The 16,338-nt window shown below is 37.1% G+C and carries 13 protein-coding genes; 7 read left to right on the top strand and 6 right to left on the bottom strand.

The genetic code is table 11. The features are described 5' to 3' along the window. The first annotated feature begins 480 nt into the window (after positions 1-480). Both GQR87_RS20765 and GQR87_RS20760 read left to right on the top strand, forming a co-directional pair. A complete protein-coding gene (locus GQR87_RS20765) occupies positions 481-1,572 on the top strand; it encodes a hypothetical protein (protein ID WP_158972584.1) in 1,092 nt (363 codons plus the stop codon). Continuing rightward, entirely contained in the window at positions 1,569-2,123 is a 555-nt protein-coding gene (locus GQR87_RS20760; RefSeq protein WP_158972583.1) for a hypothetical protein, read from the top strand. The genes GQR87_RS20765 and GQR87_RS20760 overlap by 4 nt, the downstream gene beginning before the upstream one ends. 91 nt (positions 2,124-2,214) lie before the next feature. Here GQR87_RS20760 and GQR87_RS20755 read toward each other — a convergent pair whose 3' ends face one another. The 3 genes from GQR87_RS20755 to GQR87_RS20745 all read right to left on the bottom strand — a co-directional run bounded on the left by GQR87_RS20755 (position 2,215) and on the right by GQR87_RS20745 (position 5,025). After that, entirely contained in the window at positions 2,215-2,838 is a 624-nt protein-coding gene (locus GQR87_RS20755) for a tyrosine-type recombinase/integrase (protein WP_158972582.1), read from the bottom strand. Positions 2,839-2,975: 137 nt separating this feature from the next. Next, entirely contained in the window at positions 2,976-4,079 is a 1,104-nt protein-coding gene (locus tag GQR87_RS20750; RefSeq protein WP_233267347.1) for a hypothetical protein, read from the bottom strand. Continuing rightward, positions 4,072-5,025, bottom strand: coding sequence for a hypothetical protein (locus GQR87_RS20745; RefSeq protein WP_158972581.1), 954 nt, complete (start codon positions 5,023-5,025; stop codon positions 4,072-4,074). Before GQR87_RS20745 ends, GQR87_RS20750 begins: the two co-directional genes overlap by 8 nt. A 776-nt stretch (positions 5,026-5,801) precedes the next feature. Between GQR87_RS20745 and GQR87_RS20740 the strand changes: the two genes are divergently transcribed. Both GQR87_RS20740 and GQR87_RS20735 read left to right on the top strand, forming a co-directional pair. Then, entirely contained in the window at positions 5,802-6,989 is a 1,188-nt protein-coding gene (locus GQR87_RS20740; protein WP_158972580.1) for a hypothetical protein, read from the top strand. Between the two features lie 613 nt (positions 6,990-7,602). Next, entirely contained in the window at positions 7,603-7,824 is a 222-nt protein-coding gene (locus tag GQR87_RS20735) for a hypothetical protein (protein ID WP_158972579.1), read from the top strand. Positions 7,825-7,863: 39 nt separating this feature from the next. Here GQR87_RS20735 and GQR87_RS20730 read toward each other — a convergent pair whose 3' ends face one another. Then, entirely contained in the window at positions 7,864-8,733 is an 870-nt protein-coding gene (locus tag GQR87_RS20730; RefSeq protein WP_158972578.1) for a hypothetical protein, read from the bottom strand. A 693-nt stretch (positions 8,734-9,426) separates the two neighbouring features. Here GQR87_RS20730 and GQR87_RS20725 point away from each other — a divergent pair. The 3 genes from GQR87_RS20725 (at position 9,427) to GQR87_RS20715 (ending at position 12,354) form a co-directional block, all read left to right on the top strand. Beyond that, positions 9,427-9,798, top strand: a complete 372-nt coding sequence (locus GQR87_RS20725) for a hypothetical protein (RefSeq protein WP_158972577.1) — start codon at positions 9,427-9,429, stop codon at positions 9,796-9,798. After that, a complete protein-coding gene (locus tag GQR87_RS20720; RefSeq protein ID WP_158972576.1) occupies positions 9,795-10,016 on the top strand; it encodes a hypothetical protein in 222 nt (73 codons plus the stop codon). Before GQR87_RS20725 ends, GQR87_RS20720 begins: the two co-directional genes overlap by 4 nt. 1,756 nt (positions 10,017-11,772) lie before the next feature. Further along, positions 11,773-12,354 (top strand): MltR family transcriptional regulator, encoded by a 582-nt coding sequence (locus GQR87_RS20715; protein WP_158972575.1) that lies wholly within the window; start codon positions 11,773-11,775, stop codon positions 12,352-12,354. Between the two features lie 233 nt (positions 12,355-12,587). On the opposite strand, the gene GQR87_RS20710 is transcribed toward GQR87_RS20715, so the two are convergent. Then, positions 12,588-14,156, bottom strand: a complete 1,569-nt coding sequence (locus GQR87_RS20710; protein WP_158972574.1) for a Fic family protein — start codon at positions 14,154-14,156, stop codon at positions 12,588-12,590. Positions 14,157-14,913: 757 nt separating this feature from the next. Next, positions 14,914-16,317: a PLP-dependent aminotransferase family protein gene (locus GQR87_RS20705; protein ID WP_233267346.1), complete on the bottom strand. Its 1,404-nt coding sequence runs from the start codon at positions 16,315-16,317 to the stop codon at positions 14,914-14,916. Positions 16,318-16,338 lie beyond the last annotated feature (21 nt).

The following is a 16,338-nucleotide window of genomic DNA, read 5'->3' as shown; positions in this document are numbered from 1 at the left end:
ATTGAGTTTTGGAAAAGAGAGTTGTTTGGGGCGAGGACAACCTCTTAATACAATCCTCACCGCTACAACCATATATTTGAAGGTATATATTAAGATGTTTAAAAAGATTGAAAACAAATAAGTTCCCAATAAATTAAAAAAAGTATTTGTTAAATTTTTAAGTTAATGACGTTGATGGTGGCAAAGGAGAACGTCAAAACCAGTTTTTACGAGCCTCAGCTAAGACTGCAATTGGCACAAAGTTTAACGCCCGACCGACCGCTTTTAGGCTCAAAGCAGCCCGTCAGATAACTTCTACCCAACGGCTGCAATTGGCACATGGCCGATATTCGGCTTCGAGCGAAAAGCAGACATAGTCTTGTATCTTCAATGAATCAAGAGTTAGACTAAAGCTAATCAAAGTGAGGTTAAGGTGAGTTCCTCACTTGTAATTGCAGTTTCACAGATGTCTTAATCAAAATAGCCTAATTGGAGCGACATATGGCCGATGGATTGGTAACGTTTTTTGAGTTTAAAGATTTAGGGTTTTTTAAAAGAAACACTGATGGACAGGAGTATAAGGAAGATCTAAATCTAAATGAACTTCTTTCCGATATCAAAAGTTGGTACGAAGATAGAGTTGATATTAGTGATACTTTAATGTGGGATTCTGACACTTTAGGCTATAGTGCGCGTAAGCGAATATACATAAAGAGCTTCGAAAGGAATGATGACACTGGTGACTTTATACTTGTCTTATGGAGAGCCGTTGGAAATGGTGATGGTGTATTTGGTATACCAGCTAACACGTCATTAAATGACTCTGCACTCTATAACGCTGATGACTCAACTGGTGATGTAAATGTTATTTGGGGCGAGCCAGTTTATTTATGGCTTATTCCTAATAAGCGAGCATTTGCGACAATTAAGTTTGCGAAATCAGTCAGCGACACAGACGCTCTGACTAGGCTTTTATCTGATTTTGTTAAACTCCAGAGTTCACTAAGAGAAAGACAGGTTGTGGAAAAGGAGAGAGCTGATGGAAGTAAATTCTTAAGTATCTCTTTTCTTGCTTCTGATGGCTCGACGAACCTTTGGTTCAGATGTAGTAGCAAAATGTTTACCAAGGCTACTGAGCAGGCCGATTTGTCCGCGATGGCTAGAGATATCACTCACTTTGTTAAAAGAGAAAAAGTTTCTGCGAGAGTTGGGCATAATAACTCGTGGGAAAGGCTGTTTGAAGGTCTACCATTCGTATCAGCTACCCTGACGAAAGAAACTCGCAATGTTGAAGTAGTTATTGAAGCTAAACCTACTGGCGAGGAACTTCGCACATTGTTTGAAACATATAACGACCATTACGCCGGAGGTTTAGATAAATGGGTAAACTTGGGGTTTAGGAAAGAAGGAGCGGGAAAAACAGTTTGGCTAAACGAGTTTGTAATCAAAAACTTTTTGAATGTTCCCGGCGATTACGATCAAAGTTACTATGATCCAAGTACACTTTTCGCTGCTTTGCACTTGGTAAGAGACAACCTCATTGCTCCCCTATCGAATGATGGTACTTCGGATATTAGAGCTGAAGTCGCATGAAAAGAAAAGTATTAACAAGGAAGATAATATATATTTTACTTGCTTTGGCACTTTTCAATCTATTGATAACATATTTCTTTGCACAAACAGTTGAGGTTGAATCCTTAAAATCTTTGGTCTCTGTATTACAAAACACCTCAGCGATGATATTTGCAATTTCTGGAATTTGGGTAGCCTATCTGTATCCGAGTGCAATAAGTGGGTTACTTACAAAAGAATTTGACCAAAGTCTGAAAGATAAAAGTAACAATTCATTGAGCAGGCTAAGACTCATGGTGGGAGTAATAGTCCTATCAGGTTTTGTAATGGCGGGAATTATTTTACTAATGATATTCGCATCTCTTATAGAAAACACAAATTTATATATTGAAAACCAGAGTTTTTTTAATGGAATTGGATTGTTTACCATTTTATTTTTTTCGGAAATTCAACTATTTAGTCTTTATTCTGTTTTGGCCTCAAGCGTAAGCTTTATTATAGAACTTGGAAATGTAATCAATGGTAAGCAGGCTGCAAAGAAGTTTCATGTTACTTCTCACTTGGATGATTAGAACCTCTATACTATTCTTCTTGAATACAGATCAGTAAAGTCGGCTCTTGGCACGAACAAGCCAGACTTTGCAATAAAGTCTGGCTTACTAACTAAGAATCTATGCTCTCAGAAACCTCTAGAGCGTCATCAACCTCGATACCCAGATATCTGACCGTACTTTCAAGCTTACGGTGACCTAGTAACAACTGACACGCTCTCAGATTCTTTGTCTTTTTGTAGATCAAAGAAGGTTTTGTTCTTCGCATAGTGTGAGTACCGTACTGAGTATGATCTAGTCCAATGGTCGAAACCCAATTGTCTACAATTCGCCCATATTGTCGAGTTGATATATGGTCAGATGATTGTATTCTTGATTTGAACAAATAGTCAGATGAAGATAGTTTGGATTGTTCGATAAGAGCGTAAAGAGACAATCGTGTATTTTCTGTTATTTCAAATTGAACGGGTGTGCCAGTCTTTTTTTGAACAAGAATAGCTCGTGACTGAATACTCTTACCGTGTGCGATATCATTAACTTTTAAAGCGACTAAATCGCAGCCACGAAGTTTACTATCAATGGCTAAATTGAAAAGTGCCAAATCTCTGATCTTATTGAAAAGTTCCAACCTTATTCGGATTGCCCAAATTTGTTGAAGTTTTAGAGGTAACTTTTGCCCTACCAGTTTGTTTTTATTCCAAGGTTCCTTGGGTTGATATATTGCTATGGGGTACATTTTGAATCTCCTGTGTTTGTGGAGATTTAAGTTTAGTTGGCTAAACATAGTTTTTAGAGTGGGAAGTCAATGGGGTCTTTGAGCGAAAAGCGGACATTAAAGCCCACTTAAATCGCGAAAGTTATGTTTCTAACTTACTAATTGATTGAGTAATTTTCATATAACTTTAATTTTTTAATTTCTAAAAATTTTAATATTTGTAACTTTATATCAGACTTTAATTCCACTGGTAATTTTTTTTGAATATTTAAGTTTTCAACTTCCATCAATAACTCACTTTCATCCTCAAACTCAGGGAAATATATCCTGACTAAGCAACTTCCTTGATGTTGATCATCATTAAGTTCATACCTTGAAGTAACACTGCACAATTTCATGTGCTTTTTAAGCTCCTTCTTCTTAAGGAAAACACTAGAATCTAAGCTTTTTCCTTTAAACATAAGATCATTAATCTTTTTCTCGAAAAGTGCTATTTCGGAAGGTATTTCTCCTTGCACGTTTTCATCTGGTGACATGTGTACTTTTTTCATGTCCTGATAATATAGATACATTGCACTAGACTTTGCCATCTCTATCAGAAAGTCTATACGGCTCTCATTAGTAAAGTTTCCAAATAAGATTTTTTCTATTGGCTTATCGGTAACATGATTATTGTCTTTCAAATGCTTGTGTATGCGCCTTGAAATTTTATTTACTAAATTCAAAGTTTCTTTTGATGAGTGTTTTGTCAAAATATTTAAATCCATGTTTTTATCATCATCAAGTTTAAGTTCTACGGAGCACTCGTGATAACTAACATCATCACCAAAGTTCTTAGTTTTATCATTTCTTTTAATCGTTATCTCCGCAATTAGGTGATTAGTATCTTTTCCATCACCAGCAACAGTAAACACTGGAGCATTATCAATAGAAATGGTTCCGAAAGGGTCATCGATTAAGTCAGAAAAATTAAAATCATATGGGATCGCGTCTAATAGACTTTCATCACTTTGCCACTTTAATTGTCGGCTTTGAATCTTTGGGTTTTCTTCTTTAGTTTGAATAGATTCTTTCAGCGTCTCAAATTCGAGAGGAGATATTCCACTTTTTACTAATATTGGTCCCAATATTTTTTTATCGTTAGATGAAGAAAAAACACCTCTTTTCTTTAAAATCTCTTTAATATCAGCTGGCTTTATCATTGTATTACCAATAAATTGCCTTAAATAATCACCTGTAGGAATAAAAAACAAATCACTCATTAGCTAAACTCCTAAAATTAGGATTATAATTTGATACTTTAACATCCAGCTCAATTTCATGAGCATTTAGAACTTTACTTACAACTCCACTGCTATCATCCGTAAAGTATTCAGCCATTGATATCTCAATATCACTGATATTATCATTTGTATTTTCTCTACAATAGGTAACAAATTTTGCAAAGTTATCTTCAGAAAAAGAATCAACAGTCGCTAATAAAAATTTACATGTTTCATGTGTACCAATTTTCTTCTTAAGAATAAATGGAATATATGGGCTTGTTAGAAATTCAATTTGCATAGTTTTGCTATGTTTAAGAATATTGGTATCGCTAATATTCATTCCTGTGACAGGGTGATAAAAGTACCATTCATAATCTGTATACTCCCTTTCTATATAATCTAAGACACTCAAAACAAAAGAAACTTTCTTATTATCTACAATATATAGTTCTTTAACGTCGTAGTCGTTTATAAATCTAGATGTTTGTAAACAACTTATAAAATCATGGCTTTCATGGTCTTTACTAGATATAAAAAACAAGACAGGAATCTCGTTGATTGCTTTACATCCTACATGTCCTGATGCAATTTCGCGACGCTGTGGCGTTCTTTTAAAGCACTCAGTGGAGTGAACTAGATCGCTTATATATCCTTTAAACTTCTTAGTTGCAGATTGTGGATACTTACTATCTTTAATATGCTTCACTGAAACTATTAAATTATTTAATGTTTCTGATTCCAAAGCAGATTTATACGATATTTGAAAGTCTATTCCATGTTGATTTTTTTCACCACCCTTCGCATCTTCAAGTGCATGATGCTTTGGCTTGTAGCATGGGTGGTATATTCCCTTTTGTGGTAACCCCCATCCAATTTTATCAAAGAATTTTTCAGCAATTTTTTCTCCTACTTCTCCGATATTTTTAGAACGTTCACCTGCCATTTCAAACTCCTTAAAAACGATTTAATTAGTAATTTAGTAATCGCCAATTAAATTGCTCTATGAACACCACATTGACGCATAACGCTTATTATCGAACAAGTGAATTATTGATACGATATTTAATTTTTACCTTTTGATTTTATTGCATATTTTATGCTTTAAATCGGCCCATATTGATACATTTACAAAAACAAAAGGTGCCTGACTTTAACGAGACTTTTTTCGCTTCCTATTAAAAACCATGTGTAGAATATTTTCCATAATTAAATTAAGAACTTAGCTTTTTTCTGAAAAACAAAATGAGACCTAGGAAATTTATTTAATAGGAAGCGATATTGGTATTATTCACTAATCTTCATTACACCTGATTTTTTATACAGCATATTGAAGTGAGAAATATTTAACCAATCCGTTAATCTATAGTCCGCTATGGTCTGAACATTTGATCCATACCAAGGCGAGGGCGAAGGGCGGCTTTTGGCACAAAGCTCTTATTCGGCTTAGAGCGAAAAGCAGACCTTTTTTCCGTTGTACTTATGACAAAAATCCGACATATGAGACATTAGCGAAATTATAATTTACAGCTTAAAAGCCGCATATTTAAGGGCAATCACTGACTGATTTAAAACGTAACTCACTTAAGTTGACTCTGCCCCTTTCATACTTACTCGATACCCCTTTGCTACTTTTAAAGGTAAACTAATATTTCATGAGATATTAGAAACTGATAATCTCTGTACACTAGATATTATGAAAGTTTGAATCAAGAAGAACATATGAAATACAAATTATTAAATAAAATAGACGGTCCATTTGTAGCCGTAGCTTTATGTATTATCGGTTTTGGCATATACATTTGCATTGGTGCTTTTTTTTATGGGAGTAAAGGAAACCTACAAAGCTATTTTTATAAAAACTTTACCGAATATTCTACGGAAGAATCTGTTGAGCTGGTCTCGGAATCATTTGTTTCTCAAGAATCTTTATTAGACGAACTATTAACTCATTGGGACTATAAAGTTCGGCTTGCTACGGTAGAAAGACTCACTTCAACATCAAATACGGATACCCCTCTGCTGACCGATAAGTTGAAAAATATCTTAGAATCTTCACTTGAGGTTCGAAGTGTTCGATTAGCTGCTTTATGTTCATTAATAGGCGGTGAAGGGAAATATTTGAACTCTTATTATAAAGACTTTCTATTATTAGGTTACTTCCCAAACAGTAGCAAAAAACGGGGTGTTGACTTCAGTTGTTTTTCTGATGAGCAACTGCCTGAAATTTCAAATCATGTGATAGAGCACTTTCGTTTAAACAAGTATGGGTCTGATAAAGCTATGAAAAGGCTAATCATATTAGACAATGAAGTTCGTAAATACGTAATCGAAGGCATTAAACAAACGAGCGGTTCGTGGTTTACAAGCTTTCTCGGTGATTTCGAATTATTTTTGAGTGAGAAAGAAATAACTAGTCTTATAGATACAATCCCTATCAAAGCGATACAAAAAGATGAAAGGTTGCTCCTTGCTTTATTTGAGCTTTTAGATGGGAGCAACTTAAGAATATACGAAGCTGCTGGAGATAAATTAACAAATACATATAATTGGAATGTTGAATTAGAAAGTAAATTAATAAGAGATTTAGATAACCCCCAAAAGACAACCTATGCAATCAGGCTGCTCTCAAATCTGAAACGATATCAGCATTCCAACATTCCAATTATAACTAATAAATTTGGACTTTCTGATCGGTACGATAAACTGAACCTATTATCTATACTCTCAAATTACATCAATTTTATGAAGAGCAACCATTTTTCAAACCTAGGAGATGAAGTTATCAATGAGATAGTATTGGCAAGTCAAAGTAGTATTAAAATGTTAGAAAAAGGATGTAATGATTTAGATAATAACGTAGTAGAAAAATCTACCAAGTTATTATCTATTATCGATAGAGGTTGTTAACAAATTAGTGTTGAGGCTACCAAGGCTATGTTAATTGGATTGCCAGTGTCGGGAATTGGGCTAGAAAAAATCTGTTGCGTTTTGATAAACCTTAAGCAGCCTCATTATGAAGACCTGCTGGGTCCGAGCCGCTGAAATTTGCGGATAGCAGAGAATTCATGTGTGTCCGCTTCTGGCACTTTGCTGGCTATCAGATTAAGTCAATAAATTACGCCATTAAATATCGGATACTACAGTTTAGACTGTTAACACCAAGCGATTTGTCGTATCTGAATTACCAAAGATTGTATTGAGTAACATAAAAAATCCCATCATCAGTTACTTTTCGCCTGTCAGGCTTCTATTTATTACTGAGGGCAGTAATTAAACACTTTAGGCCAATAACTCACTACTCTAAAAACCCCACAGTCGTTTTTCCCGACGACATTTTAAGAGAAAGCATTTTGGGACAATGTTTTGATTGAGTGACATCTAAAGTTGATGATACTGAATTACGGTGACGCTATTCGATATTCAGTGGGCAAAAACAGACGCACTTCCGCGTCTGTTTTTGTATTTATAATTTCCATACTAGGTACTTATGTCTTTATGCAGACCAACATAGGAGACCTGCATGAAGACAAAAAACACATTTATTCAGAACATATTACTACCCAATATACCTCCCTTTCTTCGCATGATGCGCAACACTTTAACTATTGTATTTTTGCTGGACGTAGTAATGGGGGTTGAGATGTCTCCCCATTTTCCGCTACGCGGAATGGAAGTGATCGCAGTCGCTGCGGGAATTTGGCTTATTGAAATATGGGTTAGATGTAAATGGTTATCTAATTAGACAACCTGTCTTTGTTAAGCGCTCATTTGAGCGCTTTTTTTATGGGTAGAACAACTTCTGTAATTCATCACAAAATTTGCTGCGATATATAATACGCTGTTGCAGTAAATCCGCATCATGTGTGGTGATAAAAGGCTGTTTGGTCTTTTTATTGTAAGCTGTGGTGAGCTCATCAAACAACTGAGTATGAAAACGCCTAATATCTTTTAGAATATCGTGAGATTGCGAGACTAAAAATACCTTTTCATAGTGGCCTTGTTTCAAGCTGTATAAGTATCGCAACAGTATGGTGTTTCTAGTCGCTTTGGTTTTAAATGAATTTTCCATTTCAACCCCACAAATAGTTTTATTGTGACCACTCTCTCTCACCAGTCCATCGACATTTCTGATACTGTTACTTGCATATATTCGACAAAATTCTGGCTCAGATACCAACCCATCCCACATGGGAGCATGCCGCCCTTCTGCATCATAGTGATGAATACCTCTCATTAAAATATAGGCATTTTGCAAATTATGGATGACAGCATTTTGGTTAATTTGAAGCGAAGGCTTGGCTGTTTTTCTGAAAATAACAGGAATGCTCAATAACTGCCGTGCATAGTTAGCCCCTTGATAACTTAATGTGTACACGCGGCCTGTGGGTGCCCGTATTGTGTGAACACAAATGAGTAGGCCTTCTTTGTTCGCTAGATTGTTTAAGTGCTCTAGCGCCCGCCTGTGGGACACGCCATACAGCCAAGCAATCAGTATTGGGTCAACTATATTAAATCTCGCGCATAACTTAACCGTCATCTCTCGTCGGTTTTTACCTGTTTGATTATTATTTTTACCTGGTTGGTAATGCATATTAATATCTAAATATCGTTCAATCGTCATCATGTCATCCTTGTTCCAATGTGATGACATTAACTAACACCGCTAGCTACGAACTATTGCAAAGCACCGGTTTTCATCCGGACATGCTGTGTATAACTACCCACTATGTTTATCGGGACCCAAAACTGCACGCTTTGCTTATTATGACCACTCTTCGAGTGGTCACTTTTATGCTGTAAATGCACGTCTGTCCTGATGTTGCGTCCCGCAACGGCCAGACTTAACGCACTTCGTGCTAGCATTGACAACACTCAAGACTGGCACACGTCCACTGCGTGTACTACCCCCATTTCTGCCACGCTCACGTATGCTTTTAGCATTGACGTTACTGCTGTCGCAGCGCGTTATTTTTTCTACCGAAAAAACAGAAGGCTCACAGTTTTGTTGTGCCAACCAACTGTGAGTTTTTGCAGAGCAAAAACAAAATTGGGGGTAGTCTACGCTGTAGACGTGTGCCTGCTTCGCTGGGCTCCCATTTCATGTCCACCCAGCTACGCTGTGTATTAACGTTTTATCAAACGTGCTTTTTTTGGGGCGTATCTCATGCTGAGATAGACCGTTTTGCGCTGTTAGCGAAAAGAAAAAGGAAGAATATTTTTGATGAATTGAATCGCTTTAAGAGGCAAATTTTTTCTGCTGACATTGCAGTAAAAGAATTTGAAAGTTATCACAAAATCATTAAATTTTCTAGTCTCAACAGGCACTTAATAAAGAGAAAATCAGATGAAACATGAAATGACGCTAGCCGGATTTTTAGGTATACCGCCTTTGAATCATAATAATGAAACTGACATTAGCGTGACACCCCTAAGTGGTATCCCGTCGATACCGATGGTTAACCCATCTTCTGGGCTACCAATGACTGACAATCACTCGATGATTGATGTTGGAGGTAACGTGTTTGGCTCCAGTGAAGGTCAAGTAGGCTGCAATATGTTTGAAGATGACAGTTTGTTTCAACCATTAGAAATTGATACCCCTACTATAATTGATGACTCCACCTCTTCGATGTCATGCAGCGAGGATAGTTTTGATAACTCAATGTCAGATTCTTTTATGAATGACGATTGTAATAATAGTTGGGATGACTTGTGAGTGAACTTGAGGCTCATCAAACTATTGGCATTTTTCTAGGTATGTTAAGTGGTGTTTGTCTCGTCATGTTTATAACGACCTTAAATGTTGGTTTCGCAATGCTGAATATGATTGGTATTCACAAGGTATTATCAGGTATGACTCGTTATGCAGCCCTGACGAAAGAAAAGCGCAATGGTTACACACTACTTTCATTCGCCATATGGCGATTTTTCTAGTTATCTAGAAAACACTAAAAACAGTTATGTCCTCGCCATGGATGGCACCCTTGAATATAAGTCGTAAACCTTGCTCTGAGAATCTAACACGAGTGATTTTTGTTACTACTGCAACTGTGTAGTAGCTTAGACTTGAACTGACTTTTTAAGGCAAGTGCTCTTAACATAATCTAACAGTCAGCGTTGTGCATTGCGGACATTCAGTTAATACACTGGAAAGTTTGAAAGAACAAAGTAAAGCACACATTCAACTTTAAATTACCATTCAAAGTGCTGTTTCGTGCGATTTAAATCCATCAAACATATCGAGGATATTACTGAAACTTCTCAGTAATATCCTATTTGAAAGGTAAGTTTAGTGATCAAAATGCTTTCTAACTTATTGATTATTGGTAAACTTAAGATTATTGATTCACGTAGGTGTCTGGAATTTACTGAGACGTCTACATAATAAGCTGTTATGCATAAAAAGTTACTTTTATATTTTTCGATAGCTTTAATAGCGTTTGTCGCTCTCCATTATATTTTGCTGTGGAGAAGCTCTATAAGTCTGATGCTTTATGAGGGTGCTTGTGTCGAAATGGAACCGACCTTCTATAAAGTTGCCAGTGAACTAACTTTGGTTGAGCTGGAGTCTAGGCTTTCTTCTGACGGATATCTATCCGATCGCTATTCTACATTTAGACAAAGCCTATCAGACTTAAAAAGTCACTACACCGAAGGAGATGAAATATTCGAATTAGAAACAAGTAGATCTTCTTGGAATGGCCTTTATGGTTCTTGGGGTTACGGACTTATTCGAAATAACTGCCTTATTTACCACATAGAGATAATTGTGAGTTAGGAATGCATAACAAAATCATCATTTCGCTCGCAAGCTCGCTGGGACAATTACTCACTGGCTGGCGCTTCGCGCAGTATAGCCAGCAAGTAATTGCCCCATATGTTAAGCGTTAGTGCGTCAAGCGAAGCTTGATGCATCTTGCAGGGTGTAAGTCCCTGTCAGGTAAGGCTTAGCCAGCCACCTGTATCGAGTGTTGCACCTATGGCGGAGTCTGGGATTGGTGAGATACTTATCAGCGATGTATTCGCAACCAGATGAACAATATAGGTGAAGCGTACACAGAGAATTATATAGGCCATAGGGAATGCGTGTTCCTGAAGTGCTGTTATCGCTCCGATAATAAATTAAGTTCTGACTGACGAGGCTTGTAACGCCGTCGAAGTCCAAGCAAAGCAACCGTTATTCAGCGTGTCTGAAATGGCAAGGTTGTGGCGAGTCAGCGGAGTTCTAAAGCCGTGGCATGTATAAAGAGATGTATTGAGAACTTGAGAGAGCCAAAGGTGTTCCATAAGGAAAATGGTAGGGTAGTTAAGCCACAAGCGAGACGAACGATGACCCTTTGGCAGTCAGACTTGCTCATAGTAGTTTGAGGTTGGGAAAGCCAACCACATGGCGAAGGGGCAAGCAGTTATATCAGAATTGCAATAGATACATGCACCGGACACGTAGGGCTGGATAATGCATGACAACTGAATTGCAATTCGTTACATTCAGACGAAGCTGTGCTGGTAATTAAATGTCGCTGGACAGAGGAACGAAAGATGATGTTTTATTATTTAACACGTGAAGGTAATGTCTGCACGATTATATATATAACTGAAGAGCCGGATGCGGTAGTTCCGCACGTCCGGATCTGTGTGGGGTCGGCTCAGTAATGGGCCGCTCTACCACGATTGGTGCAAAGGAGATACGATGTTAGTCGAATATGCCGAAGATCTAGCTAGCTTTGTTCAAGAGCTACAAGCTGAAACTGATAGAGGGTTACCTTTAGTTGGTGCCGCTCTAATCGATGAAAAACTTCATAAAACTTTAGAGTTTTTCTTTATTGAAGGTAAATCTACTAACAGATTGTTAAATGACCCAAATGCACCATTAGGTACGTTTTCTGCAAAAATAGAGGCTTGCTATTCGTTAGGATTAATAGATAAATTTGAGTACCAAGAAATTGGATTAATCCGAAAAATAAGAAATGAATTTGCCCATGCTAGGCATGGTTTGTCATTTGAAAATGACAAAATCAAGGGCATGTGTTCTAGCCTTCAATCACCACTGCCTGACGAGACACCTAAAGAAAATTTAACGACTCGATTTCGATTGGTAAATGCAATTGTTTGCATAGTTCTTCGATTATTTTACCGACCTGAATGGGTTCAAAAAGAAAAAAGAGAAGCTAAAAGCTGGGTTCCTGATTCTCGTTGGTATAACACCAATGATAAAGCCCCACCTAAAGGTGCGGGCTTTATGGGATTGGTAGCTGAGAAAGCTGATGAATAGCACCATAATCGGGTAGCCGGAGGTCTCTAACCTCCAGCCCCCACAACACCCTGCATGCGGCTCCGCACAGGGCGTTTCACTTAGGATAGTGAATCGCAATCCAACCATCACGCAATGAATAAAGTCCTTCGGATTTTAAATAATCAAGTGATAAAGCTGTGTCAATCCAAATTGTCATGTTGAATGATGACTAATTCAGCTAATGATACTGAATTGGTATATGTTCAACGGCGCTAATCTGTCTTGGTCTTAATTACTAAGTTTTGAATGTTAATTCCAAATTTCTCTTGGGTTTCAGAAATGATTTTAATAGATTTTTGTTCGATATCGATGAGTTGTTCTTCATCTAAATACTGAAGAAACATCGCTCTTTTTCTTTTTGAGACGGTTCCGCCACCACTAACAATTATTGACACTAGTGTGTCTAATTTCATGTTGGGAATATCTTCAATTTGATCCATTGATTTTTTGATGATGTCGAAAACTAATAACAAGCATATTTCTTCAATGAGATCGTTTGAGATTGCGGAGTTCATCATCTCGTAGACAAATTTCACATGTTCTGTGTAATCAGGAAAACGATACATGTAGTCGATATCATTATTAATGATAATGCTATTGCCATTTTCTGCGTCTAATTCCCAGTCCAGCATCGCCATTATTGGTTTTGAAATCGATTCAAGAACCTCGTCGTACCTTTCTGTATTCTTTAAAATTGCGGCTGAAATAGGAATAATGAATTTATGAGCAGGCTCTCTCTGCTTCATAACATCATGGATGAGATAACGATGTATTCTGCCATTACCATCATCGAATGGGTGTATGTAAACTTCTGCAAAAGATATAACTGCGGCATGAATTAACGAAGGAATTTTACCATCAAGCATAAGATTGTCGTGTGTTCTGAGCAAGCCGCTCATCATGCTTTCTAGCTGTTCAGCTTTAGCGCCTACATAATGAACGTCTTCATCTACAATTCCGTATTTTTGAATGGTAGTACCAACATAAATCTCTATTGTTCTGTAGTCTGAGGCACGCACCTTTTCAGCAACAATTTGGTTTTGTATATCAATCAGTTTATCTTTTGATAACTCAAATAACCCTGCATTTTTAATGGCATTGAGGAACCGTTGCATTCTTTTTTTGTCAGGCTTTTCATTTTCAATTTCCGTAGAAGAACGGGTTTCTTTTGTATATAAATAGTTTATAGAACGGCCGATAACATCTGCCGAAATAGTCTTACCTAACCTTTGTACTTCTTCATAGGCTGTTTGATATACGTCCGTTTCGGCAAGCTTAACGATTTCTGGTGTTTTACGAACGGTTGGGCAAAAATCTTTTGTTCCGATAGCGTTATTTACAACTCTAGTTCGTTTGTCTCGGACGCCTTCGGTAAGTGTAAAATAGAATCTATCATCGAACAGTTGAACATAATTACCAGATGTAAGCGCTGGCAAGTCTAGGCGTTTATTTGTGAGCCATTCATACAAATACCAAATAACACGGTTTAACTGCGCCATGGGCTTGTCAGCGATAAATGCGGTGAGTTCTTTTTCGTCTACAACTTTAAATATTGCTGCAAAAAAATGTAAGCGAATACCTTGATACTTTATTGCAGCCACCATATTTTCGTATGGCGTTGATAAATTTTTTCGGGATTTAGGTAAGACGAGTCGATTAGAGGCACCATATGTAACGGTCTTCTCTACATCAGAGTGCATATCTTGATATACTTCTAAACCTAACTTAGGTAGAAGTAAGTTGTAGTGTTGATTGAGAAATGTATAGCCGACTGGATTCATTTTTATATTTTATTTGAGTAAGGAGCTTTATTTTTAAAGTGAGATGATGCATATTGAGTTTTATAGGGAGATGCTCATTTCCCAGCTGCAAATATTTTCACTTACATTTCCAGATTCCACTTACAACTTACGAAATCCACTTACAAATCAAAATATCACTTATAAATTCCAATTTCTAGTTATTATTCTAATAACTACTTATATACCTTGTTTGTGTTAAATCGAGCAAGACGCTAAGTATTTTAGATGTAGTATCGCTTTACTTTTGATCACTAAAATTAAGCATCACTCATTTCATAATCCTGTAAAATATTGATACAAAATGTGGGATTAAACTTGCTACATCTCTGTGTTTCATGTGTGACGATTATTTGCTTTTGTCACACTTTTGTCACAATAAAAATCGCCTTCAGCCCTTTATTTATAGGCATCACTATCATTCGAGACCCTCTGCCAAGGATTGAAAATCCTCGTGTCCTTGGTTCGATCCCGAGTCTGGGCACCATATTCGATAAGCCTCGCAAGTAATTGCGAGGCTTTTTTGATCTATGGTAGGGTGAACTGTTTACTTTCCTCAAAAAATATCCAATTTATTAAGGCTTATGGTGATAGTCATGAGCTGTCTATTAATTTATTTATACTGCTTACTGCTTGGTTGATACTAGAACGGTAAAGTATAAAAGCCTCTCCAATTTATTTTATAAATAATACTAATACCAATCCGTAATAATAAGTGCCCACTCATCAATAATTCAGATTAGGTCCATAACATCCGACCTAATTTGCGGATGGCGGCTTCTCTGTTATCAATTGTCGGGTGGGCAAAACTCAATCTGAGGTAATTTTTGTAATAACCTGAAGCTGAAAAAAGTGCTCCAGGGGTTAATACAATTCCCTGGTTCAAAGCAATTTGATAAAACTGTGCGATATCCATTTGTTGATCTATCTGTACCCAAATAGCTAGACCACCTTGAGGAATATTAAAACGTATGGATTCAGGCCAATGTTTTTGTATGCACATAATTAATTGCTCTCGCTGTCGTTTAAGTACTTGGCGATAAAAATACAGATGGCGACGATAAAATCCTTCAGCCATAAAAGTATGTAAACCTTGTTGAATAGACTGATTACAGGCTAATTGTGTGACTAATTTTAAACGACTGATTTTTTTATGCCAACGGCCTCCTGCAACCCAGCCTAGCCTAAGATCTCGAGAAAGTGATTTTGAAAAAGAACTACACAATATGACTCTTTCTTCGCTATCAAAAGCTTTCAGAGGAACGGGGCGTTCAGCAAAATAAAGATCACCATAAATATCATCTTCAATTATTGTCATATCATAATGATTAGCTAGCTCAACTAGCTGTCTTTTGCTTTCTTCTGTCATATTTGCCCCACTGGGAGTAGCAAAACTTGGAGTGACAACACAGGCGCTTATTTGCCATTTTTCTAGGGCTTTTTCCAATTTTTGTGTGTTAAAGCCTTCTGCGCTTGATGAGGTAATTTCTATCACGTTAAGCTGTAGTTGTTCTAAAAGTTGTAGAACCCCATAAAATGCTGGACTTTCGACGGCTACGTTATCACCCGGCTGACAACTTGCCATCAAAGCTAAAAATAAAGCATTTTGACAACCAGCAGTAATACAATAATCCTCTGCAGCTAAATTTAAACCAACCGAGCGATAATGTTCTTTGATTTGAAAGCGTAAATCTTTTGAGCCTAAAGGGGAGTCATAATGCATCACTTTTCTTTGTATATGACTGCGCTGCGCTTTATTCAGGTGCCTATTGAGTGTCACTATATGGTTAGAGGGCGATGTATTTAGGCTGTTAGGCAATATGTCAAAAGCGGCGCCGCGCTGCATAATATCGTTAAATAGATTAGGTAAACTAACCGCCATAGGTGCCAGTGTTGGCGGACTTAACTTTGTTGGTTTTTTGGGCTCAAACAGATTTGTCACAAAATAACCCGTTTTAGGCCGAGCTTCGATTCGCCCTGAAGCTTCAAGATCATGTAATGCATGGATCACTGTATTCTTCGATATTTGATACTGCTCTGATAGCTTTTGAATCGATGGCAATTTTTCGCCAGCAATCCATATTTTTTCGATAATTTTTCTTTCTAAACGCTCAGTGATGATTTCGTAATGATATTTTTTCAATTTGCTGTCCACTTCAAATCT

It is taken from the genome of Paraglaciecola sp. L3A3 (genome assembly GCF_009796765.1).
GTDB lineage: Bacteria > Pseudomonadota > Gammaproteobacteria > Enterobacterales > Alteromonadaceae > Paraglaciecola.
This window is presented reverse-complemented; position numbering and strand designations above follow the sequence as displayed.

What these genes read in the sequence shown, in the direction of transcription:
- GQR87_RS20765 (WP_158972584.1), top strand. Translation starts at nt 481, where the DNA reads ATGGCCGATGGATTGGTAACGTTTTTTGAGTTTAAAGATTTAGGGTTT.
- GQR87_RS20760 (WP_158972583.1), top strand. Translation starts at nt 1,569, where the DNA reads ATGAAAAGAAAAGTATTAACAAGGAAGATAATATATATTTTACTTGCT.
- GQR87_RS20755 (WP_158972582.1), bottom strand. Translation starts at nt 2,838, where the DNA reads ATGTACCCCATAGCAATATATCAACCCAAGGAACCTTGGAATAAAAAC.
- GQR87_RS20750 (WP_233267347.1), bottom strand. Translation starts at nt 4,079, where the DNA reads ATGAGTGATTTGTTTTTTATTCCTACAGGTGATTATTTAAGGCAATTT.
- GQR87_RS20745 (WP_158972581.1), bottom strand. Translation starts at nt 5,025, where the DNA reads ATGGCAGGTGAACGTTCTAAAAATATCGGAGAAGTAGGAGAAAAAATT.
- GQR87_RS20740 (WP_158972580.1), top strand. Translation starts at nt 5,802, where the DNA reads ATGAAATACAAATTATTAAATAAAATAGACGGTCCATTTGTAGCCGTA.
- GQR87_RS20735 (WP_158972579.1), top strand. Translation starts at nt 7,603, where the DNA reads ATGAAGACAAAAAACACATTTATTCAGAACATATTACTACCCAATATA.
- GQR87_RS20730 (WP_158972578.1), bottom strand. Translation starts at nt 8,733, where the DNA reads ATGTCATCACATTGGAACAAGGATGACATGATGACGATTGAACGATAT.
- GQR87_RS20725 (WP_158972577.1), top strand. Translation starts at nt 9,427, where the DNA reads ATGAAACATGAAATGACGCTAGCCGGATTTTTAGGTATACCGCCTTTG.
- GQR87_RS20715 (WP_158972575.1), top strand. Translation starts at nt 11,773, where the DNA reads ATGTTAGTCGAATATGCCGAAGATCTAGCTAGCTTTGTTCAAGAGCTA.
- GQR87_RS20710 (WP_158972574.1), bottom strand. Translation starts at nt 14,156, where the DNA reads ATGAATCCAGTCGGCTATACATTTCTCAATCAACACTACAACTTACTT.